Raw genomic sequence first — 20508 nt, 5'->3', positions numbered from 1 at the left:
CTTATTTCACCGCAACTCAGAGGGGATAAGGCGCTAGTGCTATTCGAAACGAGATTCCAGACTCGATAGCCCGTTCAACGTCAGATTGTTAGCGACCTCCGAAATGCGCTCGATGGGCACCGAGCCATCGGAGAGTGCCCACGTGCGGTAAATGCCGATAATGCCCGAAAGCAAAAACGCCAGATAATAGTCGAACAGCTCGTCCTTTAAGCCATCGGGCAGCAGGTCGCGCTCGGCAATCTCGTGCTCGAGCGGCACACGCAAGCGCGTCATAAAATCGTCGAGCGGAATGTTTTCAATCAGCTGGCGATTGAGCACCAAATTGTTGCACAGCGCCTCGTTAACGGTTTTGAAGAAGGTCGCCGCCGCTCCGAGTGCCCGCTCGTTGGTGTTACCGCCCATAGAGGAAAGCGTCTTCTCGACTGAGTCGACAATCATCTCGACCACATCCACGGCAATGGCATCGAGCAAGCCGTCGACCGTGCCAAAGTGCACGTAAAAGGTCTTACGGTCGACATTTGCCTCGCGCGCGATGGCGCTCACCGTAATATCGGCGAGGGGCTTTTCCATCAGCAGTCGCTCGAATGCCGAAAGAATCGCATTGCGACTGCGAACGACGCGGCGGTCAAGGCGCGGTTTAGTGGTGGCCATAGACGTGTCCCCTTCGTGTCAACTGCCCACCTATAGCTCCTGTACAAGTGGGAGATAATCAACGTAAGAGGATTATCCTACATCCAGCATCGCAATGACGAGCATCATTAAGAACGCACGACTCACCAACTGGGCTCTAGGGCCGCTTCTTTTTATTGAGCGCCGCAGGGGAAACGCGGATACCGTCGCCAGTCTGACGAACATAGGTCTTCCGTGCCGGTTTAGAGGCCACAGCAGTCTTTTGAGCATGCTGATTGGGGTCCACGGTAACCTGAGAGGCTGGATGTGCCTTAACGGACGCAGAAGGCTTCTGAGGAGTGCGCCCGAGCTTGTACATCATACGGTCCCAGCGCGCATGGATACTCTCGTTATGAGCGCTCTTAAGGCCCAAAAGAGGGGCGGCCAAAATGGTCGGCGCGATAAAGGTGATCAGACGCCAAAGCAGATAGCCGGCAGTCGCTGCCGTGCCAAAAAAGTGACCCAGGAACAGCGCGAAGCCGCCCTCGGCACCACCGGTGCCGCCAGGCAGCGGGACGGCGGAACTCAACAGCTGTACAAAAGCACTCGCCGCCATGACCGAGAAAAAGTCAACGTCGTACTGACCAAAGGCAAGCATCAAAAAATACGGAACCAGGTAGAAAAACGCCAGCTGCAACATGGTGATGACGACCGTGAGCAGCATGGACGAAAAATGGCCGGCAGAGAGTTTGAATTTCTCGGAGAACGAGTAGATCTCGCCATCGACAAAGGTACGCCAACCCTCGATCTTAGTAGCGGAAACGCCCATGCGCTCGAGCCAATTGATAATACAATGTGCGACGCGCGTGACGGTCTTGGGCATCAACGCCACGGCAAAGATGCCGAGAAGAATGCAGCAGTGGCCGCCAAAACTAAAGACGCAAAGCAGCGTCATGTCGCCATAGCGCTCGGCGAAAAACGGCATGCGGGCGAGCAGCAGAATGGCACCCCATGCCACCAAACCAAACTGGTACACGATAAAGCGGGTGAACTGCGTGGCACCCGCTTCGCCCACATTTTGGCCGGCTTTGGTCAGGCGATAAATCTGGGCAGGCGTGGAGCCCATCATCATGGGCGTCAGGTTGCCAAAGAAGATGCCGCTCGCCTCGACCGAAATGAGGTCGCGGATGCCGACAGGCGAATTGGGATCGAGCCATACGGCAATCGCGTACGCCACGATGCCAAAAAACAAGTATAGGTACATGCAGAAGCACGCGGCAGCGAGCCACGGCGCCTGAACGCTAGCCATGGCGGCCCAGAACTGACCCATCTGACCGGTCACGACCAAATAGGCGATATAGCCCACCAGCACAATGCCAATAAAGATGGCACCACGACGTGCGCTCTTGTTGTCATCGCCGCCCGAAACATCGACTTGAGGCTTTGGGGTATGCTGAGAGGACTCCGTCATGAGGCTCCTTCTGACCGTCAATGTATCTGGCCTATTGTACCCGTATGGGAGATAAGCAAAACGTAATGCTATGGGGCAAATGGGATTAACAGACAAGCACGCATGTAATAAAAAACCCGACCTTCGAAAAGAAGGTCGGGTATCCAAAACTTGGTAGCCCGTACCAGATTCGAACTGGTGATCTCCGCCTTGAGAGGGCGGCGTCCTAAACCGCTAGACGAACGGGCCATAAGCCTCAGCAGAAAAGAAGTGGTAGCCCGTACCAGATTCGAACTGGTGATCTCCGCCTTGAGAGGGCGGCGTCCTAAACCGCTAGACGAACGGGCCACATGACACCTGCACTGCCGTGCTGCGAGGACATATATTACGGGACAAAAAACGCGAGCGCAAGAAGAAATTCCAAATTGGCCAAATTTTGTCGTGAGGTTATGGAACAAGCAGGTCAACCTGGTAGCTAATTTGGGACGGGGCTTTTTTAGCTACCCCTGCCAGAATCACTATTGTTCGTCCTATTGACAGCGGGGTAGCTAAAAAAGCCCCGTCCCAAATTAGCTACCCCAGGTTGAGGTGAGCCAGAAGGGCCTCGCGGGTGTTGGGGACGTTGTCTTCGATCACGGCGTCGAGGGCGACGTTGAGAAGCTGTCCCAGCTCAGGCCCCGGTTTGACGCCGGCGCGAATCAGGTCCCCTCCGTTGATGCCAAGCATCTTAAGCGTATAGGGCTCCCCCGCTTCCAACAGTTCGTGGGCGAGCGAACGCATCTCCTCGATCGTCTCGACGTAATAGAAGCACGACGGTGCCTTACCCAGCGTATCGGCACGCTTAAGGTCCATAAGCTCGTCAATCAAACGCGGTGTGTCGACGCCCTCACCCGAAAGCGAGCGCATCATATTGAGCAAACAGGAGCGCTCGGGGCGCAACGGCTTATCGTGATACCTGATAAGCAGACACACGTCGCGAACCAAATCGTGCGAAAGCGCCAAGCGATCCATAATAGCGCGCGCTTTCTTGGCACCAAGCTCAGGGTGACCGTAAAAGTGGCCGCTGCCCGCATGATCGACCGTAAAGCAATCGGGCTTGGAGACATCGTGCAAAAACGCTGCCCACATTAAGCTCGACGAAGGCGCCACGCCGTCACACAGTGCCAGCTCCCCCGCAACCGTCAAAACGCGAGCGATATGCTCGTAAACATTAAAGGCGTGGTAGACGCTGCGCTGGTCAAACCCACGAGCCGGCGCAAGCTCGGGCACGGCGGCGCAAACAAGCTCGGGATAGCGTAGCATCGCGTCTCCCCCGTGACCGGTCGATAGAATCCCCTCGAGCTCAATGCCCACGCGTTCGCGTGCCACGGCATCGAGCAGCGGCGAGCACTCGGCAAGCGCCTGTTTGGTCTTAGGCTCGATCATAAAATCCAGACGGCAGGCAAAACGCACGGCGCGCAGCATGCGAAGCGCATCCTCGTTAAAGCGACGCTTGGGATCTCCAACGGCACGAATCAGCTTACGCTCCAGGTCGCCCTGGCCATCATAACGGTCGACAAGACCGCGCTGGGGATGCCAAGCCATGGCGTTAACGGTAAAGTCACGACGTGCCAGATCGTCCTCAAGCGACGCCGCACGCTCCACACTCTGGGGATGGCGACCATCGGTGTAAAAACCGTCCAGGCGATACGTCGTGACCTCAATACGCTCATCGTCACAAAGGGCGGTAATGCCGCCAAATTTTATGCCCGACTCAACTACCGCAATGCCGGCTGCCTCGAGCGCCGCCTTGGACTCTTGCCACAGGCCGCTACAGCACATGTCAACATCGTGGCTGGGACGTCCCATCAGGGCGTCACGCACCCAACCGCCTACGAACCAGGCCTCGAGACCGGCGTCCTCAAGCGCACGTAGCACACGCAGGGAGGCATCTGTGGGCTGCGTACCGTTGAGCGAAACATTACACATACCTATGGCCTCCTACGCTTGCGAGTGTTAACGATGGTTCTCAAGCAGTCTAGCAAGAAACAAGCGTGAGCGCACATGAAATCACATCGTCGATTCGCGCGAACGAGACAGTAGAGCCCATGCGGCCAACAGATAAAAACACCCGCCTCGGAGATCCAAAGCGGGTGTTCGGCAACGATGTGTCTAAACGGTTAGCAGACCTGGCGAACGTCGATGTGCTTCTTATATTCGTCCACCTTGGCAAAATCGCCCAAACCAGGGCACTCGACCACGTTGGCACCGGTTGCCATCGAGAGGCGCAGGGCGTCCTCGACGCACTCGGGGGCATCGTGCCACACGGACAGGAAGGCGGCAAGCGAGGAATCGCCGGCGCAGACCGTCGAGAGCAGCTTGACCTCAAAGGTGCGTTTGGCAAACCAAATGTGCTCGCCGTTGGAGAAGTACGCGCCGTCGCCACCAAGGGTCAGCAGCACATTCTTAGCACCCTTGGCGTGCAGCTCAGCCATAGCGCCCTTAACGGACTCGTCGTCGCCACCGCTCACCTTAATGCCAAAGATGTCGAGCAGCTCGTCGTCGTTGGGCTTAATGAGCAACGGCTCCATGGCAATGAGATCGGCCAGCTGATGGCTCGAAATATCGAGCACGAACTCGGCACCCTTTGCCTTAACACGGCGAAGAACCTCGGCCAGGAAACCCTCGGAGGTGTTGGGGGGCAGCGAGCCGCTAATGACCAGGCAGGTCATGTCGTCGAGCGAGTCGATGAGCTCAAACATCTCCTGCTCGTTGGCAGCATTGATGGCAGCGCCTGCATTGACCATGTTGTACTCGGTATCGGGACCGGCGTTGAGGAAAACGTTGACGCGCGTGATGCCGTCAGTCCACACGGGCTTGACGGGCACACCCAGGGCCTCGGCGCCCTTGACGATATACTCGCCTGAGAAGCCGGCAAAAAAGCCCAGGATCGTGGTGTCGACACCGTAGTGATCGAGGGTGAACGAGACGTTGAGACCCTTGCCATTGGGCGTATAGACCGCGTTGCGCGTGCGGGTGACGGTGTTGGCGGAAAGTCCGTCGCAGGAAATGTTGTAATCAATGGCGGGATTTGCAGTGAGCGTGTAAATCATGAATGTTCCTTTCACAAAGCAACGTGATAATGAAAGTATATTCCACATCTTGTGAAAAGACCATAGCAACTCGGCGAACGGTGTAGAACGCGTGCAGGTCGACAGAAAAGCAGCAAGGCGGGGCAAAAAAATCAGGAGTGCTTGCCCTGAAGCTCATTTGCAATTTACAAATAAGCGCCCCGGCTTAAACCGGGGCGCCATATAGCCACGAATATGTAGCGTTTCGCTTACTTGCGATCGAGCTTGCGGACAGCAACGCGCTTGCTATACTCATCGACGTGACCGAAGTCGCCGATGCCCACGGACTCGGCAACGTTGGCGCCGGTGGCCATAGCGAGCTTCATGGCCTCCTCGACGTTGTCGCGATCCCTGTACCACTTGTGCAGGAACGCAGCGAGCGTGCAGTCGCCGGCGCAGACGGAAGAAACCAGCTTGATGTTGAACTCACGCTTAGCGTACCAGATGTCCTCGCCGTTGGAGAAGTAAGCGTCGCCGCGGCTACCACGGGTGAGCAGCACGTTCTGGACGCCGGCATCGTGAGCCATCTTCATAGCAACGCGGACCTCGTCGTCGGTGTCGACCGGCACGCCAAAGATGGCCTTCATCTCGTGATGGTTCGGCTTGATGAGCAGCGGCTTCTTGTGAGCGAGCTCCTTGAGCTTGTCGGAAGACAGGTCCAGGACGACGTCGGCGCCACGAGCCTGAGCGTGATCCATGACCTGAGCCAGGAAGTCGGGCGTAGCTTTGGGAGGCACGGAGCCGGAGACGATCAGGCACTCAAGATCGCCCGCGGTGTCCAGGATGTTGTAGAGCTCCTTCTGGTGCTCCGGCGTAATCGGGGCGCCGGGGTTAAGGATGCCGTACTCGTGCTGGCCATCGTTGACATAGGTGTTGATACGCGTGATGCCGTCGGTCCAGACCGGGCGGCACAGGCAACCCAGGTTCATGACCTCCTCGACGATGAACTTGCCCGTGAAGCCGGCGAAGAAGCCGAGCGCGACGGTGTCGACGCCCATCTTCTTAAAGGCGAAGGACACGTCGAGGCCCTTGCCGTTAGCCGTGTAGCTGGCCGAGCCGGTGCGGACGTTCTCGTCGGGCTCGAGCGGAGAGCTCGAAACCGTCATGTCGACAGCCGGGTTAGCGGTTAGCGTGTAGAACATTTACAGTACCCCCTGTATATTTGAGGGCCGCGCGGCCAGCCCATTCCAACCACGCGGTTACCTCTGATACCAAATTAGCGAGCGGCAGCCTCAAGCAGCGCCTTGACCTCTTCGGCAGTGTTGCAGGCGAGCGCCTTCTCGGCGAGATCGTCGCACTCGGCCTTGGTCCACTGGCTGATGGTCTTGCGGGCGCGAAGGATAGACGGAGCGCTCATCGAGAACTCCTCGAGGCCCCAGCTGATCAGCAGCGGCTCAAGCAGCGGATCGGCAGCGGCCTCGCCGCACATACCGACCATGATGCCAGCCTTGACGCCGCTCTCGATGATGTTCTTGAGCGAGCGAAGCACGGCGGGATAGTACACCTGGTACAGGTTAGAAATGGTGTCGTTACCACGGTCGGCACACATGGTGTAGCCGATCAGGTCGTTGGTGCCGATCGAGAAGAAGTCGGCGACCTCGGCCAGGCGGTCAGCGATCAGCGATGCGGCAGGCGTCTCGACCATAATGCCGACCTCGATGTTCTCGTTGAACTTGCGGCCCTCTTCGGTCAGCTCGGACTTGCACTCCTCGACGAGCTCCTTAACGGCCAAGACCTCCTCGACGCAAGTGACGAGCGGGATCATGATCTTGACATCACCGAAGGCGCTGGCGCGCAGCAGAGCGCGGAGCTGTACCTTGTACTGGTCGGGGTTGGCCAGGCAGTAACGCACGGCACGGAAGCCCATGAAGGGGTTCTCTTCCTTGACCATGTGCAGGTACGGGATCTCTTTGTCGCCACCCACGTCGAGCGTGCGGATGATGACCGGAGCGCCATTGAGCGCGCTGGCAACCTTGCGATAGGCGTTGAACTGCTCCTCCTCGGAAGGAAGCTCGGCGGAGTCCATGAACAGGAACTCGGAGCGGAACAGGCCAATGGCCTCGGCGTCGTGATCGAGCGCGTTGGGCACGTCATCGGGGTTACCGATGTTGCAGGCAATGATCTTCTTGATGCCATCGGCAGTCACGGACGGCTTGCCACGGAAAGCCTCGAGGGCTGCCTTCTCGGCAGCGAAAGCCTCGGCCTTGGCGGTGTAGGCGGCGAGCGTCTCCTCGTCGGGATCGGCCTCGACGATACCCTTGCCACCGTCGACGACAACGGTCATGCCGTTGCGCAGCGCGGTGCAGCTGTTGGCAACCGAAAGGACAGCCGGAATCTCGAGGGCGCGGGCGATGATCGCGGAGTGCGACGTGCGGCCACCGGTCTCGGTGACGATACCGGCAACGTGGGCCTTATCGATCGTGGCGGTCATGGACGGCGTAAGGTCGTGCACGACAACGACCGTGTTTTCGGGCAGGACGGAGAGATCGACGACCTCCTTGCCCAAAAGCTCGGCCAGAATACCGGTGCGGATGTCGGCGATGTCTGCCGCGCGCAGGCGGAACATCTCATCGTCCATGGACAGGAACATGTTCTCAAACATGGTCGAGGTGTCCATGAGCGCCTGCTCGGCGCAGGTGCCGCCGTCAATGGCGGCGTTGATGGCGTCGGTCATGCCCGGGTCCTGAGCCAGGACAATGTGTCCGCTCATGATTTCGGCCTCGGCCTCGCCCACCGTCTCCTTCATGTGGTCGGCCTGAGCCTGGGTCTTCTCGCAGAAGACCGAAAGGGCGGTCTGATAGCGCTCCTTCTCTGCTGCCGAATCAGCAACCTCGTGCGGCTCAAACGTCAAGTCGGGTTCGACGGCAACCATGACGGTGCCGATACCGATGCCCTCGGAAGCGTTGACTCCCTGATACATTCCTATTCCTCTCTCCGTGTCATGTGATAAAGCGTTTTGCCATATCCATGACAAAAGAGCGCAGTTCCCTTTAAACAAGTCACTGCGCCCCCAAATATGAACTTAGTTGTTCAACATGCGACCCGTTTGAGTTCTACTCGCCAAGACCGCTCTTGATGAGCTCGATGGCAGCAGCCAGAGCCTCGGCCTCGTCAGCGCCGTCGCACTTGACCTCGACCTCGGTACCGCAGGGGATGCCGGCAGCCATGAGGGCCATCGGGGACTTGCCGTTGACCTCCTTCTCGGGGGTGACGACCGTCACGTCGCAGGCGTACTTGCCCATGGTGGAGGCGAAGAGGCCAGCCGGACGCATGTGAAGACCCTGAGGATTAACGAGGGTAGCCTTCTCAGAAACCATAATTGACTCCTTTTTTGTGTTTAACCCCTATCAGCAATGCGACAGGAGCCATATTCACGACGTTGATTATATTAACTCACATCAAACGGTTTTTCATTATGTTTCGCACGAATTGTTGGACAGATGTCGTTCCTGCACGCTCGCCTGCCGGGCGGGGCGGTTAAGTTTGCTGCTCTACAGTCCTGCGCAAGACGGAAAGCACATTAAGTGCTTTCCTTTGCGTGCGGAACTCGCGACAAACTTAACCGCCCCGTCCGGCAGGCGAGCTGCGGAAACTCAGTTGGTCCAGAGCAATATCGTGCGAACGAAATTTTGGCTGATAATTTGTTCGCCTGGTTGATCTGGTTGATGGGGCTATCTATGCCCTCTTGTGAACTGAGGAGTATCCCGAACTGTCGGCAGAAAGGAAATGACCCTCAGTACCGGGTTACTTGAAAAAGGCGGGGACCCCTGATGGAGTCTCCGCCTTATATACAGGGGGCGATGTTATTCGCAAGCTGCGGGATTAGACCAGACGGGCGTTGATCGTCTTAGCGATCTCGGCAGCGTCGGTAGAACCCTTAACGGTGGCACGGAAGCCCTCGTCCATGAGCGCCTCGGCGACCTTGGACAGGATCTTGAGGTGCGTGGTGCCGGCCTGGGCACCGGGGATGAGCAGGGCAATAGCCACGTTGACGGGAGCGCCGTCCATGGTGTCCCAACCGGTCACGCCAGAGTCGTCCTTGACGACGATGACGGCGGCCTCGGTAATGGCATCAGACTTGGCATGCGGAATAGCGAAGCCCTCCATCATGCCCGTGGTGCCCTCGGCCTCGCGGGCCAGGAAGGCGTTCATTACGGCGTCAGCGTCGTCAGCGATACCGGCCTTGACAGCCTGGTTGGAGACAAAGCTCAGGGCATCGTCACGAGAAGCAAAATCCTCGGCGACAAAAACGTTCTCGACCTTCACGAAGTCGGAAGCCTCAGCCTTGGGGGCCTCGACGGCAGCGGCCTTGGGAGCCTCGACCGGCTCAGCGGCAGCGGCGGGAGCGGCCTTCTGCTTCTTCTCGAAGTCATACTTCTTGAAAGCAACGAACAGGATGCCACCGACCACGGCGCCGATGAGGATCGCGAGGACCCACAGCGGACCGTTCTCGACAACGGGCAGGACCAGGAAACCACCGTGAGGCGCCGGATCGTGGACGTTGAACATAATGGTCAGGATCGAGGCGATGGAGGAACCGAGCATCATGATGGGCATGACGGGCCAGATGTTCTTGGTCATGAACGGAATGGCGCCCTCGGTAATGTGGGTGCAACCAAGGATGAGGTTGACGATACCGGCGTCATGATCCTCCTGGCTGAAATACTTCTTGCCGACGATAACGGCAAAGGTGGTGATCAGCGGCGGAACGATGCAGGCGGCGGAGACGGCAGCCATGAAGTTGGTGCCGAAGTTATAGGTGTCGGTGCCGACACCGGCAGCCAGGGCCTCGGTGAGCATAGCGGTACCGGTGACGTAAGCAGCCTTGTTGACCGGGCCGCCCATATCAAAGGCGCACATGCAGCCAATGGCAAGACCCAGGACAACAGCGCCAGAGGCAGACAGACCCTTGAGGAAGTCCATCATGGCGGTGTTAATGGCAGCCATGGGGCCGGAGATGCCGAGCATGACCAGGCCGACGATGGCGGTCGAGAACAGCGGGTACAGGAAGATAGCCTTGAGGCCGTCCAGGTTCTTGGGCAGCTTGGCAAAAACCTTCTCGAGCAGCAGGATGACATAGCCAGAGAGGAAGCCGCCGACGATGCCGCCCAGGAAGCCGAAGCCCACGCCGGCACCGCCGGCATCGATCATGCCGGTCTCGGCATTAACGGGCAGGCCCTGGATGGCGATCATACCGGCGACAAAGCCGGGAACGAGCGCCGGGCGCTTGCCGATGGACTCGGCGATATAGGCGGAAAGCACGGGAACCATGAGGTTCATGGCGATGCCGCCGATGATCTTGAGCATAGCGGCAAAGCTGTTGTAGTCGGCAGCCGTCGAGTCGAAGGACGTGATGCCCCACAGGAACGAAACGGCGGTCAGAACACCACCGGCAACGACGAAGACCAGCATGTGGCTGACGCCGTTCATGAGGTGCTTATAGATGATGTGACCGATGGACTCCTTCTCCTCGACCTCATCCTCGACATCGGCAGCAGCCGCAACCGTGTCGTCGCCCTTGGCGGCGAGAGCGCGGTCGATCAGCTTGCCGGCAGCCTCGACGGACAGGGCCTTGGAAACACCGACGGAAACCATGGGCTTACCGGCGAAACGCTCCGCCTGGACATCCTTATCGGCTGCGACGACGACGGCCTTGGCACCGGCGATCTCACCCTTCGTGAGTTCGTTCTCGACACCGACCTGGCCATGAGTCTCGACCTTAATGGTCAGACCTCGCTCGGCAGCTGCCTTCTCCAGCGCCTCCTTCGCCATGAAGGTGTGCGCGATGCCGGTCGGGCAACCGGTGGCGGCGATGATGTCAAACTTAGCCATGTGTCCCTCCTTCTTGAGTACTGCGCCCGCGGGCGCTCCCCTACACGCGCTACGGTGCGCGTTTTTCCACTCCTGAAAGATACCAAGCCACCGCTTATATGAGAAGCAATCAAGCCTATTTCTCCGGTGAAAGGTTCTTTCACAACCGTAAACGGTCGATGAAAGTTTACCATCAACTTTTGAAACAGCAAGGTGTATCTTGTAATTGAAATCCCCGTATACTAGAGCGGCACACAACAAGACAGCTTTTAATGCCAACCAGGAGTCATCCATGTCCGATAGCAGCAAGAGCGCACTCTCCCTTATTAGCACGCACAAGGGATACAGCGAGTCCGAGCAGCGCATTGTCGACTATATCCTAGAGCACCAGTCCGAGGCACCGCTCCTAACAGCCGCGCAACTCTCGCGCGCCGCCGCAACCTCCGAGGCCACCGTCTCGCGCTTCTGCCGCAAGCTGGGCTTTGGAAGCTTTCGCAGCTTTCAGTTTTCGCTGGCGCGCGACCTGGAGAGCCAGCGCAACGAGGGCCTCACAGACGAGGTCTCGCTCGATAATATGGAGCAGAGCCTCAAAAACATCCTCGCCGCAAAGGTCAGTGAACTCAATGCGACCATCGATGGCATTGATCACGATACACTGGCAGCCGTCGTGCACGCGTTTAAGAACGCAGGGGCTATCGAGTTTGCAGCCGTAGGTAATACCAACGCCGTTGCGCTTGACGCGACGTTTAAGTTTTCGCAACTGGGCCTTCGCTGTATGTCAAGCACCATCAGCGAGACATCAATCGGCTTTGCGCTCACGTTGCGCCCCGGCGACGTTATCGTGCTGATCTCGAACTCTGGCAAGTCGCGTCGACTGAATCGCATGGCAAAAGCGGCTCGAGGCTGTGGCGCCACCGTAGTCGTCATCAGCAGCGACAGCAAGTCTCCGCTTGCTCGCCTAGCCGACTACACCTTTAATACCGTGAACCACGAGGCGCTGCTCACCACGGGCGACTTTGCGTTCTCCAAGATTAGCGCCACGATGATCATCGAGGTTATCTACAACTTCCTGCTGCCCGAAATCGAGGACGCCCGAGAGCACATCAGCTACTACGAGGAGCTTATCCAGCCGGATAAGGTCGTGGAATAGAAATTTTAGCGAGCCGACAAACGCCACTCACCATGAAACCGGCCCATCTACTACGTTTTATCAGTATGGCCCAACCACATACCGAAAATAGAAAAACCGCAGTCGTTCTACCTGCGGTTTTCTTTTTGCAATTCAAGGCGTGGTTGCCGATAGCCTATTAAACGTAGTAGATGGGCCGGTTTCGTGGCGGCCGGGTCGAACATACATGTAACGGCTCGGCCTAAGCACGCGCTTCCTCGAGCATCTGCTTAGCGTGCGCCAAGCTTGCCTCCGATTGATCGCCGCTCAGCATACGGGCGATCTCTGCGGTACGGGCGTCCCCGGCCACCTCATCCAGATGGGTTTGGGGAACGTCGCCGGGCTCTTTGCTCACCACGTAATGTTTGTCGGCCATGACGGCGACCTGCGCCAGGTGCGTTACGACAATCACCTGATGCGTTGCGGCAAGATCTGCCAGAACGCTCGCAAGGGCGCGTGCAGTAGAGCCGCCAACACCGGCATCGACCTCGTCGAACACCAACGTATCCACGCCGTCCGCGTTACCCAAAACAACCTTGCTCGCCAACATGACACGGCTCAGCTCGCCGCCGGACGCAATGCGGCGCAGGGGGCGCGGCGTCAATCCGGCACCGCTACGATACAAAAGCTCGTAGCTCGAAGGGCCCGCCGGCGTCCACTCGGCGCGCGGAAGATCGCGCGAGTCCCAAACGAGCTCGGCGCCGCCCATCTCCAGGCGCGCCATCTGACGGCCAACCTCGTGGCAAAAGCGCGGGGCTGCCGTATTGCGTGCACGCTTAAGTGCCTTGGCGGCGGCGAACAGTTCGCGCTCCGCCGCGCCGAGCGCTTCGCGCGCCTTCTTAATCCGCTCATCACCATCGTCTACCAGCGACAACAGCTCTCGCGAGCTATCGCGCATGGCAAACACGTCGTCCATGGTGGGACCCCACTGACGCAAAAGTCCCTTAAGGTCGGAATACCGCTCGCGCATACGAGCCAGCTCGCGCGGGTCGAAGGCGACCCCATCTCGATAGGCACGCAGCTCGTTGGCACAATCCTCGAGCGAGATGCAGGCATCCGAAAGCGCATCGGCGATAACACCCAGCTTGCGATCGACAGTAGCCATGCGCGAAAGCTCCGCCACGGCACTGTTCACGGCATCGAGTGCTCCCCCTTCGGCAGCAAGCGACGCATGGGCATCGTTGGCCGTTGCCACCAGCACCTCGGCATGCTCGGAGCGTGGCAGCAGCTCCTCGAGCTCCTCATACTCACCCGGCTTGGGGTCGACCTCGGCGATGCGCTCGAGGACAAAACGTGCCTCCTCGACACGACTCCCCTGCGCACGCGAGGCCTCTTCGACGCGACGGACCTCTTTGGCAGCCGCGCGCGATGCCTTAAGGCAAGCACGATAGCGATCGAGCGCCTCGAGCGCCGGGCGCCCCGCCCATGCATCGACCATGGCAACATGATGCGCGGGGTCGAGCAGGCGCTGGTGCTCGTGCTGGCCGCAAAGATCCATCATCACGCCGACGCGCTCCGAAAGCTCACGCACGCTGGCGATGCGGCCGTCAATTTTTACGCGGCTGCGACCCTCGGCAGAAAGGCTGCGCTGCACGGTGAAGCCCTCCGTGTCGTGCGGGCCGTCAAACAGGCGCGCCTCGACGTTGGCGAGCGTCTCGCCCTCGCGCACCGTCGACGAATCCGCGCGCTCGCCCAAAATGAGCTTAAGTGCCGAGAGCAACGCAGTCTTACCGGCGCCGGTTTCTCCGGTCAGAACCGTTAAGCCCGCGCTCGGAACCAACGTCGCCTCGCGAATGAGGGCAATGTTGGAAACCTGCAGCTCATCGATCATGACGCACTCCGTAGAACACGCGGCTCACCGAGTTATAGAAGCTCTCGGGGCCGTAATCCAGCAGCAGTACATCGCCGGGACCGCGACGCACGGCCACGCTCTCGACCGTGCCATCGCAGGCAATAAACTGTCCATCGATGGCAATCGCTGGCACGCTCGGGCGGTCATCGGACATAAAAATCTCGACGACGTCGCTTGGCGAGGTCAAAAAGGCGCGAGCCTGAATGGTATGTGGGGCGATGGGCACGCAAACCATGCCCGTGTAATCGGGACTGACGATGGGGCCGCCGGCGGAAAGCGCGTAGCCGGTGGAACCGGTCGCTGTCGAAACGACGACGCCGTCACCGCGCAGGCGGTCGATATGATGGCCGGACACCGTGATGTCGAACTCAACCATATCGGACAGGGGCCCGCGCGTAAGCGCCATATCGTTAAGGGCAAACGTGCGCACGACATCCTTCGTGCCATCTTCGCGCACCGAAACGATATCCGCGGCGAGGGTGGCGCGGCGACTCACATGGAGCTCACCGGAAAGGGCATCGCTCACGACCTGCAAAATATCGCGATCCTCGGGGCTCGCGGCCGTCAAAAAACCCAAATGACCATAGGAAAGGCCCAAAATGGGGATCTCGCGGTAGTTGAGAATACGGGCGGCACGCAATAGCGTGCCGTCGCCGCCGAGCGTAATGACCAGGTCGGCATCGTCAACATCGGGCGCACGCTGGATCTTGGAACGCTGATCGGCAGCCCATGCGACCTCGTAGCCCTGGCGCGTAAGCCAAAGCTCGAGCATCAGGCCGCTCTCGACCGCCTCTTGCTTGTAGTAATTGGGAACCAGAAAGACCTTCATAGCGTTGCAGCTTTCTCGCTCAAAGCCGTTACCTGTGATTGCAGCTCATCGTCGGCACGCTCGCCAGAGGCAAACCTCGTGCCGTACAGGAAAAATTCGACGTTGCCCTTGGCGCCATGGATGGGCGACACGCACACGTCGAGCGGGAACAGGCCCTTGGCGGCAAAGAGCTCAATCGCCGCCACAAGCGTATCGCGGCGGACGGAGGGGTCGGTCACGATACCGCCCTCGCCCACCAGCGCAGCCGGCGCCTCAAACTGCGGCTTTACGAGCGTGCAGAACGAACCCAAAGGCTTCAGGCACGCCAACACGGCGTCGATGATATTCGCGATACTCGTAAACGACACATCGCAGACAGCCAAGTCGATAGCGCCGCCGTAGCCAAGCTCGGGCAGTTGTGTCACGTTGGTGCGCTCATGGAGCCTCACGCGCTCGTCTTGGCGCAGCGACCAATCAAACTGGGCGCGACCCACATCGACCGAAACGACCGTTGCGGCGCCACGCTTGAGCAGGCAATCGGTAAAGCCGCCCGTGGAGCAGCCCACATCGAGGCAAGCAAGGCCCATGGGATCGATCCCAAACGCATCGAGCGCGCCCTCGAGCTTGAGCCCGCCGCGCCCCACGTAGGGAATACGGCCCTTCACGTGCAGGGGCAGACCGGGCGTCACCTTAAGGCCCGGCGAGGTCAAACGCTCGCCGCCACTCGAGACCGAGCCGGCCATAAGAGTGCGAAGGGCATCCGCGCGGTCGGCGCAGATGCCCTGTGAAATCAGTTCGTCATCGAGACGCACGCGTTTCATGAATGCCATCAACCATTCGTATCCGGAGACGCGGCCTTGCTATCCTGGGATTCGTTTGCCGCATCCTCATCGTATTCCTGCTCGAGCTTATCGGCCTCACGAGACGTTAACTCAAACTTGTCGACCATATCGACCGCACGGGAGCCAAGTTCGATCGCCTCGTCAAACAAATCGAGCGAACGCTCCAAGGACGTATCCTTGGAGCGAACGGTAGCGATGATCTGGTCCAAGCGGTCCGAGATCTCGTCGAAGTTGCGAACGGAACCCTCTGGCATGGCTACTCCTCGACGGTACCGGTCTCGACCTCGGCGACCTCGGCACCCTCGTCGAGAACGCCGGCCGCAGCCTGAGCGGCGGCAACCTTGGCGGCAGCCTCGGCGGCCTGGGCCTCCTCGCGGGCGCGGTCCTCGGCCAGCAGCTCCTGATACAGGTCCTCGCCCGGCAGCTCCTCGCTACGCGCGATCTTGCCCAGCACGCCATTGACAAACGACGCGGACTGGTCGGTGCCATAGGCCTTGGCAAGCTCTACAGCCTCGTTGATCACGATGGCGTCCGAGACCTCCTCGTCGGTGAGGAAGCGCATCTCATAGACGGCGATACGCAGCAGATTGCGATCGGCGCCGGGCATGCGCATAAGATCCCAGTTCTTGGCGATGGAGCGCAGGGCACAGTCGATGCGGTCGATATACTCGTAGGCACCGCGGCACAGCTCCAGAGCGTAGGGGTCGAGGGGACCCTTCGAGATCAGGAAATCGCCCTCGAGGACGCGCTCGAGCGGGCTGTCCGTCGCCTCGGCCTGGAACAGCAGCTGCAGCGCCTGACTGCGGGCAAGCGTACGCCCGCGATAAACCTTAAGGCTCAAAGGTTACTCCTTGGGGAAAACGAGGCCGTCGATGCAAACGTCAACGCGCTCGACCTCGACGCCTACCTGGGCATCGATAGCTGCGACCACGGCGGAGCGAACGGCCTCGGCGAGTTTCTTGAACGGATAGCCAAAGAACACCACGACGCGCACGGTGAGTGCGAGCTTGTCGCCGATAACCTCGGCCTCTACCGGCGGCTCGGAAGCCGGGGCCTTGGACGAAAGCATCATGGAGACAAGGTTGGTGGCAAGGTCCTTGACGCCCACGGAGGCGATGCCCTCGACATCCGTGACGGCGCGCGAGACGATGGCGGTCAGAACATCGGGCGAAATACCGATGCCATCAATCTTGATTTCCTGGGGCATGAATCCTCCTAGAAGAGTTGGTTGCTAGACGCGGGAGACGAACTTGCCGTCGCGGGTGTCAACCTTAATGACCTCGCCCTCGTTGAGGTACATCGGGACCTGGATGACAGCACCGGTGTCGATGGTGGCCGGCTTGGTGGAACCCTGAACGGTGTCGCCCTTAAAGCCCGGGTCGGTCTGGACGATGGTGGTCTCGATGAACATCGGCGGGGTCACGCCCATGAGCTCGTCGTCGGCGAAGAGCAACTGGCAGGTGTCGTTCTCGCGCAGCCACTTGGAGTTCTCGCCCACCATGTCCTCGGGAACGGGAACCTGCTCGTAGGACTCGTTGTCCATGAAGATGTAGTCGGCGCCGTCGTTGTAGAGGTACTGGAACTCACGGGTGGTGAGCATGACGCTCTCGAACTTGGTACCGGCGTTGCAGGTGTTCTCGACGACACGACCGCTCTTGATATCGCGGGTCTTGTAGCGCACAAAAGCACCGCCCTTGCCCGGCTTGACGTGCTGGAACTCGACGATGGTGTAGACCTTGTCCTTAATGCGGAGACCGAGGCCGTTCTTGAAGTCGGCGGTAGAAATGGTAGGCATAGCGACCTTTCTTGTTATGGGTAGAACGCACAAGCGTCCAAATTACATACGAGCGAAATTATACACTTGCAGGCGGCGCCTGCGGCGAGCGCATAAAAAGAGAACGCGGGGCGCCCGAATCATTTCGGACGCCCCGCTTCCAAAATCGAACTGAATGGCTTAGCAGTCGATGACGTGCAAGTCGTGCGGGGTCTTGGTGAAGGGCTCATAGCCGTTCTCGGTGACAACACCGTAATCCTCCAAGCGCACGCCGCCCACGCCGGGCAGGTAGACGCCGGGCTCCATGGTGACAACCGAGCCGACCTCGATGGTGTTCTTGCTGCGGTTGAAGTTGGGCAGCTCGTGGATGTCGATACCGACACCATGGCCCAGGCCATGGTTGTAGTAATCGCCATAACCGGCATCGCCGATGATCTTCTTGGAAAGCTTGAAGATATCGTTACCCTCGACGCCCGGATGGATAGCGGCGACGCACTCCTCGTGGGTGCGGCGCACGAGCTCGTACAGGTCGAGCTGTTCCTGCGTGGGCTCGCCCATCACGACGGTACGCGTCATATCGGAGCGATAGTCACAGTAGCCCGCGCCATAATCCATGAGGACGAAATCGCCCTTCTCGATGACACGGTCGCTCGGGACGGCATGCGGGTTGGCGGTGTTGGGACCGCTCGCGACGATGGAGCCAAAGGCCAAGCTGTCGGCACCGTTGGCGAACATAAAGTTCTCGAGCTCGTTGCGGACCTGCTTCTCGGTCATACCGGGCTTAATAAAGCCGAGCATGTGCTGAAAGGCGGCATCGGTGATCGACTGCGCGTGTCGCATGAGCTCGATCTCCTCGGCATCCTTGATGGCGCGCATCTTACGAATGTCGTCATGCATCAGCGGCAGCATGCAGGCGACGGAGCGATCCTCAAGACCACGCTGAATACCCTGGTAAAAGTTAATCTGCATGTCATCCTCGACGGCGCAGACACGACACTTGTTGGCCGCGATCTTGTCGGCAACCCAACCGGGGATGGTGCCCTCGTCCATGTCGTAGACCCAGGGGCTGCCGGCGGGCGTGTTCTCCTCAAAGCTGTTGAGATAGCGCGAGTCGGTATGGAACAGGCATTGATCGGCCGTAATAAATGCGGCGTGCGGAAACTCGAAGGTGTAATCGAAGACGCCCTTTACACCCGTGAGCCAACGGAGGTTGGCCTCATCGCGCACGACGATGGCATCGTAGCCGCGCTCGACCATCAGGGCACGGACACGCTCGATACGACCGGCAGGACCGGCAGCAAACTCAGACATTCAGATTCCTTTCTTATTGTCCTCAAAAAGAGCAGGACGGGCTTCAAACGAATAGCCGAACCACAAGCGATTCGCAACCGATTGAAAACCCGTCCCTCAAAATGATACGAAAGACGATGGATGTCAATAAAGTTAAAAAAGTTCCTTGCGAGAAGCCAGATACGCCTGCGCATGACGTTCGAGAATCTCGTCCTCGACATTTGTCAGGCGAATGGCGCCGAGCGCCGCGGGCAGCGGCAGCATGCTGCGGTTTGAGCGGGCAAACTGCTGCTTGCGGAACTCCTCGATAAACGCGGTGGGCTCCAAGTCGAAGGCAAGCTCTTCGATGCCAAAGTCCTCCAGGCAATCGTCGACCTCAAACACATTATCGATATCGAAGTCGCAGGCATCATGTGCTAGGCGCGCCTCAAAGCGCATACCCTCGGAAAGGAGCTGGTATGCGGGAACGTTAGCCGCGGCCTCGCCCAGGCAGGCGCGAAGGGTGCGCTCCCCTGTCTTACCAAAATCGAGTGCATGGCGAGCACTGGGGTTCGTGGCCATGAGCACATCTTTGCGCGCGGTCTGGGACCACTGCACAGCATTGACGAGCGCGACCTCCTCGCCGGAAAGAATCTCGGGAACAGTCTCGGTAAACTGATTCCAGCGGGACTTGCTGCTCGAAAGCATGGTGCCAACAAGCACCACATAGCCGAGCTTGAGATCCTCGGGGTCCGCCTCGCGAACAAGGTCGAGGTCACACACGACCAAGCCCGATTCGGGACGGAACGCGATAGCGGGAAGCGCATTCGACGACGAGGCGACGAGCGGCTTCATGGTTGTCGCGACCGTGAGCATGGCGTCGAACGTTGTCGGCAGCAAGGCGCACTCGGTGCGACCGCACCACTGATTAGCACACCAGCTAACAACCGAGCAGGTTGCGGCATCACCAACGGCGACAACCAGATCGTCGCAGGTAATGCCGTTGGCAGATAGGGCACCAAAGATGGCATCGGCATCGGCCAGCGTGGCACCAGCAGGCGAGACCTCAAGTGGGAGCTGCGACACGACAAAACCGGCATCAACCAGCGCATGCTCGACGACCTCGCCAAAACGCTCTGACGTGGCGTCGTTCCAAACCACCAACGCGCGCTTAGGCTTGCCCACAGCCGAGGCAAACATGCGCGACAGCTCCTCGAACGCGCCCAATCCGACGCGGACATCGACACTGCGGTTTTGGAAATTGATCAGTTGACGGCGAATCATAGCAGCCCACGCTCCAAAAGCATCTCGGCACAAAGGTAGGAAACGTCCTCGAAGGACTTGTTGCGAATATCAAGGGTAATATCGGCGGCCTGGCGATATAGCGGACGGCGATGCTCAAACAGGCGCGCGGCATGCTCGGGCGAACGGAAATCGGGACGCGTGTCGGACCGACGAATCTGGCGAATCGAATCCTCAAAGTCACCTTCGAGATACACACAGATACCCATCTGGTGCATGAGCTCAATATTCACCGGAGTCTCGACGATACCTCCGCCGCAGGAAACCAGCAGGCTGCGCTCGCTTTGGAGCGAACGGAGCGCCGAGGTCTCGAGCTCACGAAAACGCTCCTCGCCCTCGGTCTCAAAAATCTCGGTCACCGATTTACCGCAACGACGCACGACAAGGCGGTCGGTATCGATAAAGCGACGTTTGAACATAGTGCCCACGTTGCGCGCAAGCGTCGATTTGCCCGCGCCCAAAAAGCCGATAAAGAAGATATGGTCGCAGCCGTGTTTGGTGTGCTGGGACATA

At 59.2% G+C, this 20508-nt stretch carries 19 protein-coding genes and 2 tRNA genes; 1 reads left to right on the top strand and 20 read right to left on the bottom strand.

The genetic code is table 11. The features are described from left to right. Positions 1–39: 39 nt before the first annotated feature. The 10 genes from ACTQWD_RS03505 to ACTQWD_RS03460 form a co-directional block, all read right to left on the bottom strand. Entirely contained in the window at positions 40–651 is a 612-nt protein-coding gene (locus tag ACTQWD_RS03505) for a TetR/AcrR family transcriptional regulator (RefSeq protein WP_427717352.1), read from the bottom strand. A 136-nt stretch (positions 652–787) separates the two neighbouring features. Continuing rightward, a complete protein-coding gene (locus tag ACTQWD_RS03500; protein ID WP_441559263.1) occupies positions 788–2080 on the bottom strand; it encodes a lysylphosphatidylglycerol synthase transmembrane domain-containing protein in 1293 nt (430 codons plus the stop codon). Positions 2081–2231: 151 nt separating this feature from the next. After that, positions 2232–2308 (bottom strand) — tRNA-Glu (locus ACTQWD_RS03495). A 22-nt stretch (positions 2309–2330) separates the two neighbouring features. Next, a tRNA-Glu gene (locus ACTQWD_RS03490) sits at positions 2331–2407 on the bottom strand. Positions 2408–2632: 225 nt separating this feature from the next. After that, positions 2633–4027 carry a CCA tRNA nucleotidyltransferase gene (locus tag ACTQWD_RS03485; protein ID WP_427717346.1) on the bottom strand — a complete coding sequence of 465 codons (1395 nt, stop codon included), beginning with the start codon at positions 4025–4027 and terminating at the stop codon, positions 2633–2635. 191 nt (positions 4028–4218) lie between these two features. Beyond that, positions 4219–5151: a 1-phosphofructokinase family hexose kinase gene (locus tag ACTQWD_RS03480; protein ID WP_427728177.1), complete on the bottom strand. Its 933-nt coding sequence runs from the start codon at positions 5149–5151 to the stop codon at positions 4219–4221. A gap of 227 nt (positions 5152–5378) precedes the next feature. Beyond that, complete coding sequence (locus ACTQWD_RS03475; protein ID WP_154515554.1) at positions 5379–6311, bottom strand: 1-phosphofructokinase family hexose kinase; 933 nt, start codon at positions 6309–6311, stop codon at positions 5379–5381. 74 nt (positions 6312–6385) lie between these two features. Next, positions 6386–8089 carry a phosphoenolpyruvate--protein phosphotransferase gene (gene ptsP / locus ACTQWD_RS03470; protein WP_427728175.1) on the bottom strand — a complete coding sequence of 568 codons (1704 nt, stop codon included), beginning with the start codon at positions 8087–8089 and terminating at the stop codon, positions 6386–6388. A 133-nt stretch (positions 8090–8222) separates the two neighbouring features. Then, entirely contained in the window at positions 8223–8486 is a 264-nt protein-coding gene (locus ACTQWD_RS03465; protein WP_022094575.1) for an HPr family phosphocarrier protein, read from the bottom strand. Positions 8487–8991: 505 nt separating this feature from the next. After that, the gene (locus tag ACTQWD_RS03460; RefSeq protein ID WP_441559262.1) at positions 8992–11001 is read right to left on the bottom strand and encodes a fructose-specific PTS transporter subunit EIIC; all 2010 of its coding nucleotides are present in this window, start codon (positions 10999–11001) and stop codon (positions 8992–8994) included. Positions 11002–11272: 271 nt separating this feature from the next. Here ACTQWD_RS03460 and ACTQWD_RS03455 point away from each other — a divergent pair, with 271 nt between their 5' ends. After that, positions 11273–12130, top strand: a complete 858-nt coding sequence (locus ACTQWD_RS03455) for a MurR/RpiR family transcriptional regulator (protein ID WP_154515542.1) — start codon at positions 11273–11275, stop codon at positions 12128–12130. A gap of 220 nt (positions 12131–12350) precedes the next feature. Here ACTQWD_RS03455 and ACTQWD_RS03450 read toward each other — a convergent pair whose 3' ends face one another. From ACTQWD_RS03450 to ACTQWD_RS03405, 10 genes are all read right to left on the bottom strand, one after another. Then, positions 12351–13979 carry a DNA repair protein RecN gene (locus ACTQWD_RS03450; RefSeq protein WP_441559261.1) on the bottom strand — a complete coding sequence of 543 codons (1629 nt, stop codon included), beginning with the start codon at positions 13977–13979 and terminating at the stop codon, positions 12351–12353. Beyond that, positions 13969–14829 carry an NAD(+)/NADH kinase gene (locus ACTQWD_RS03445; RefSeq protein WP_441559260.1) on the bottom strand — a complete coding sequence of 287 codons (861 nt, stop codon included), beginning with the start codon at positions 14827–14829 and terminating at the stop codon, positions 13969–13971. The genes ACTQWD_RS03450 and ACTQWD_RS03445 overlap by 11 nt, the downstream gene beginning before the upstream one ends. Then, positions 14826–15629, bottom strand: coding sequence for a TlyA family RNA methyltransferase (locus ACTQWD_RS03440; RefSeq protein ID WP_441559288.1), 804 nt, complete (start codon positions 15627–15629; stop codon positions 14826–14828). The genes ACTQWD_RS03445 and ACTQWD_RS03440 overlap by 4 nt, the downstream gene beginning before the upstream one ends. A gap of 8 nt (positions 15630–15637) precedes the next feature. Continuing rightward, a complete protein-coding gene (locus tag ACTQWD_RS03435) occupies positions 15638–15904 on the bottom strand; it encodes an exodeoxyribonuclease VII small subunit (protein WP_441559259.1) in 267 nt (88 codons plus the stop codon). A 2-nt stretch (positions 15905–15906) separates the two neighbouring features. Next, positions 15907–16491 (bottom strand): transcription antitermination factor NusB, encoded by a 585-nt coding sequence (gene nusB, locus ACTQWD_RS03430; RefSeq protein WP_427717322.1) that lies wholly within the window; start codon positions 16489–16491, stop codon positions 15907–15909. Positions 16492–16494: 3 nt separating this feature from the next. After that, on the bottom strand, positions 16495–16857 hold the full coding sequence (locus tag ACTQWD_RS03425) for an Asp23/Gls24 family envelope stress response protein (protein WP_154515527.1): 363 nt from the start codon (positions 16855–16857) through the stop codon (positions 16495–16497). A gap of 24 nt (positions 16858–16881) precedes the next feature. After that, on the bottom strand, positions 16882–17445 hold the full coding sequence (gene efp, locus ACTQWD_RS03420) for an elongation factor P (protein WP_154515524.1): 564 nt from the start codon (positions 17443–17445) through the stop codon (positions 16882–16884). A gap of 159 nt (positions 17446–17604) precedes the next feature. Next, positions 17605–18735, bottom strand: a complete 1131-nt coding sequence (locus tag ACTQWD_RS03415; protein ID WP_441559258.1) for a M24 family metallopeptidase — start codon at positions 18733–18735, stop codon at positions 17605–17607. Between the two features lie 132 nt (positions 18736–18867). Next, on the bottom strand, positions 18868–19977 hold the full coding sequence (locus ACTQWD_RS03410; RefSeq protein WP_441559257.1) for a hypothetical protein: 1110 nt from the start codon (positions 19975–19977) through the stop codon (positions 18868–18870). Next, complete coding sequence (locus ACTQWD_RS03405; RefSeq protein ID WP_154515515.1) at positions 19974–20507, bottom strand: shikimate kinase; 534 nt, start codon at positions 20505–20507, stop codon at positions 19974–19976. The genes ACTQWD_RS03410 and ACTQWD_RS03405 overlap by 4 nt, the downstream gene beginning before the upstream one ends. Position 20508: the final 1 nt, after the last annotated feature.

It is taken from the genome of Collinsella sp. LCP19S3_B6 (assembly GCF_052121815.1).
Classification (GTDB): Bacteria; Actinomycetota; Coriobacteriia; order Coriobacteriales; family Coriobacteriaceae; genus Collinsella.
The sequence above is the reverse complement of the archived record's forward strand: the minus strand, read 5'-3'. Positions and strand labels throughout refer to the sequence as shown.

What these genes read in the sequence shown, in the direction of transcription:
- ACTQWD_RS03505 (WP_427717352.1), bottom strand. Translation starts at nt 651, where the DNA reads ATGGCCACCACTAAACCGCGCCTTGACCGCCGCGTCGTTCGCAGTCGC.
- ACTQWD_RS03500 (WP_441559263.1), bottom strand. Translation starts at nt 2,080, where the DNA reads ATGACGGAGTCCTCTCAGCATACCCCAAAGCCTCAAGTCGATGTTTCG.
- ACTQWD_RS03485 (WP_427717346.1), bottom strand. Translation starts at nt 4,027, where the DNA reads ATGTGTAATGTTTCGCTCAACGGTACGCAGCCCACAGATGCCTCCCTG.
- ACTQWD_RS03480 (WP_427728177.1), bottom strand. Translation starts at nt 5,151, where the DNA reads ATGATTTACACGCTCACTGCAAATCCCGCCATTGATTACAACATTTCC.
- ACTQWD_RS03475 (WP_154515554.1), bottom strand. Translation starts at nt 6,311, where the DNA reads ATGTTCTACACGCTAACCGCTAACCCGGCTGTCGACATGACGGTTTCG.
- ptsP (WP_427728175.1), bottom strand. Translation starts at nt 8,089, where the DNA reads ATGTATCAGGGAGTCAACGCTTCCGAGGGCATCGGTATCGGCACCGTC.
- ACTQWD_RS03465 (WP_022094575.1), bottom strand. Translation starts at nt 8,486, where the DNA reads ATGGTTTCTGAGAAGGCTACCCTCGTTAATCCTCAGGGTCTTCACATG.
- ACTQWD_RS03460 (WP_441559262.1), bottom strand. Translation starts at nt 11,001, where the DNA reads ATGGCTAAGTTTGACATCATCGCCGCCACCGGTTGCCCGACCGGCATC.
- ACTQWD_RS03455 (WP_154515542.1), top strand. Translation starts at nt 11,273, where the DNA reads ATGTCCGATAGCAGCAAGAGCGCACTCTCCCTTATTAGCACGCACAAG.
- ACTQWD_RS03450 (WP_441559261.1), bottom strand. Translation starts at nt 13,979, where the DNA reads ATGATCGATGAGCTGCAGGTTTCCAACATTGCCCTCATTCGCGAGGCG.
- ACTQWD_RS03445 (WP_441559260.1), bottom strand. Translation starts at nt 14,829, where the DNA reads ATGAAGGTCTTTCTGGTTCCCAATTACTACAAGCAAGAGGCGGTCGAG.
- ACTQWD_RS03440 (WP_441559288.1), bottom strand. Translation starts at nt 15,629, where the DNA reads ATGAAACGCGTGCGTCTCGATGACGAACTGATTTCACAGGGCATCTGC.
- ACTQWD_RS03435 (WP_441559259.1), bottom strand. Translation starts at nt 15,904, where the DNA reads ATGCCAGAGGGTTCCGTTCGCAACTTCGACGAGATCTCGGACCGCTTG.
- ACTQWD_RS03425 (WP_154515527.1), bottom strand. Translation starts at nt 16,857, where the DNA reads ATGCCCCAGGAAATCAAGATTGATGGCATCGGTATTTCGCCCGATGTT.
- efp (WP_154515524.1), bottom strand. Translation starts at nt 17,445, where the DNA reads ATGCCTACCATTTCTACCGCCGACTTCAAGAACGGCCTCGGTCTCCGC.
- ACTQWD_RS03415 (WP_441559258.1), bottom strand. Translation starts at nt 18,735, where the DNA reads ATGTCTGAGTTTGCTGCCGGTCCTGCCGGTCGTATCGAGCGTGTCCGT.
- ACTQWD_RS03410 (WP_441559257.1), bottom strand. Translation starts at nt 19,977, where the DNA reads ATGATTCGCCGTCAACTGATCAATTTCCAAAACCGCAGTGTCGATGTC.
- ACTQWD_RS03405 (WP_154515515.1), bottom strand. Translation starts at nt 20,507, where the DNA reads ATGTCCCAGCACACCAAACACGGCTGCGACCATATCTTCTTTATCGGC.